This window comes from Synechococcus sp. R8-2 (assembly GCF_047461715.1).
In the GTDB taxonomy this organism is placed as follows: Bacteria; Cyanobacteriota; Cyanobacteriia; order Thermostichales; family Thermostichaceae; genus Thermostichus.
Genome location: NZ_JANSHQ010000632.1, coordinates 1 through 1,395, shown reverse-complemented (window position 1 = coordinate 1,395; position 1,395 = coordinate 1). Strand labels below are relative to the sequence as shown.

General features: G+C 64.0%; 2 protein-coding genes and 1 pseudogene. 2 read left to right on the top strand and 1 reads right to left on the bottom strand.

What is annotated here, in order from left to right; all coding sequences use genetic code 11:
* Both NW819_RS13295 and NW819_RS13290 read left to right on the top strand, forming a co-directional pair.
* A partial coding sequence (locus NW819_RS13295) for a ZIP family metal transporter (RefSeq protein ID WP_414414035.1) occupies nt 1-408 on the top strand: 408 nt, incomplete at its 5' end.
* A gap of 29 nt (nt 409-437) precedes the next feature.
* A complete protein-coding gene (locus NW819_RS13290) occupies nt 438-1,220 on the top strand; it encodes an alpha/beta hydrolase (RefSeq protein ID WP_414414034.1) in 783 nt (260 codons plus the stop codon).
* On the opposite strand, the pseudogene NW819_RS13285 reads toward NW819_RS13290, so the two are convergent.
* A pseudogene (locus tag NW819_RS13285) lies at nt 1,186-1,395 on the bottom strand (hypothetical protein); the annotation flags it as partial. The gene NW819_RS13290 and the pseudogene NW819_RS13285 sit on opposite strands and share 35 nt — an antisense overlap.

The window sequence follows — 1,395 nt, the reverse complement described above, 5'->3', positions numbered from 1 at the left end:
GCCCTGCACAATTTCCCGGAAGGACTGGCGGTGGGAGTGGGATTTGCCACCGGCCAAGTCGGCGATGGGTTGGCGTTGGCGTTGGGGATCGGCTTGCAGAACATGCCAGAAGGGCTGGTGGTGGCTTTGTCGCTGGCAAGCCAAGGGTATTCGCGGCGGTTTGCTTTTGGCATCGCCCTGCTGACCGGACTGGTGGAGCCCATCGGCGGGATCCTGGGAGCAACGGTGGTCTCTCTGGCGCAGCCCCTACTACCCTGGGGCATGGCTTTTGCGGCGGGGGCGATGTTGTTTGTCATTTCCGATGAGATCATCCCTGAGTCGCACCGGCAGGGGTTGGAGCGGGAGGGCACCTTTGGCGTTCTCAGTGGGTTTGTGGTGATGCTGCTGCTGGATATTGCCCTGGGTTAAAAAGGGATCCCGTCCTGAGGTGAGGTTTTATGCTGAGCAACGAGCCTTTTCTGTGGCGGGGAAGAGGGGATCATGCCTGCCTGCTGCTGCACGGGTTGGGGGGTGGCGTCTACGAGTTGCAGTGGCTGGCGGAGCGGCTGTTGGCAGCCGGCCTGACGGTGCAGGGGTTTAACTATCCCGGCCACGACCGCCCGGCACCCCGCATGCCCCCTTCCCGCTGGACGGAGTGGTACGGGCGGGTTTTGGAACATTACCTGGCGCTGCAGCAGGAGTACCCGCGCCTTTCGCTGGTGGGGTTTTCCACCGGCTGCCTGTTGGCGCTGCACCTGGCCTTTGCCCACCCTGTCCACAAATTGGTCCTGCTGGCGCCGTTTTTTGCCATTCGCCACCGCTGGTACTATCTCTTTCGCCCGGAGCAGTACCTCAACAGCCTGGGCTGGCTCTTGGAAGAGGTTCCCCGCTTTCGCCTGCCGATTCGGGATGGCGATGTCCGCGCGTTGGCAGAAAGAGTGGCCTATTTGCGCAGCTTCAATCTAACGGCGGTGCGCAGCGCCCTTGAGCTCATCGAGCGGGTCAGGGGGGAAGTAGCCAGCATCCAAGTTCCCACCCTCATCCTGCAGCCGCGCCAAGATACAGTGGTGGATCCCGACCAGGCGGCGTGGCTCTACCGGGAGCTGGGATCCGCCGAGAAGACCCTGCATTGGCTGGAGTGCTCCGACCACGTTCTCACCTTGGACTGCGAGCGGGAGACGGTGTTTGCCCAGGTCTGCGCCTTTCTCACCCCGGATCCCGCTCCAGCCGCATCAGCGTAACCCGCTGCCAGGCGCCGCCCTCGTCGTAGTCGCGCACCAGGCGCAGCAGGTGGCGGCCCTCCGGCCCTTCCGGAAACCAGCTCAGGCTGAGGGAAAAGCGGCGATCCCGATGAAGGGTGGGGATGGGCAAGGGATCCGGCCCGCCCATCCACAGCCCCCCCGGCAAGGGATCCCA

Bases quoted from the DNA above. Each gene is read 5' to 3' on its own strand.
- NW819_RS13290 (WP_414414034.1), top strand. From the start codon at position 438: ATGCTGAGCAACGAGCCTTTTCTGTGGCGGGGAAGAGGGGATCATGCC.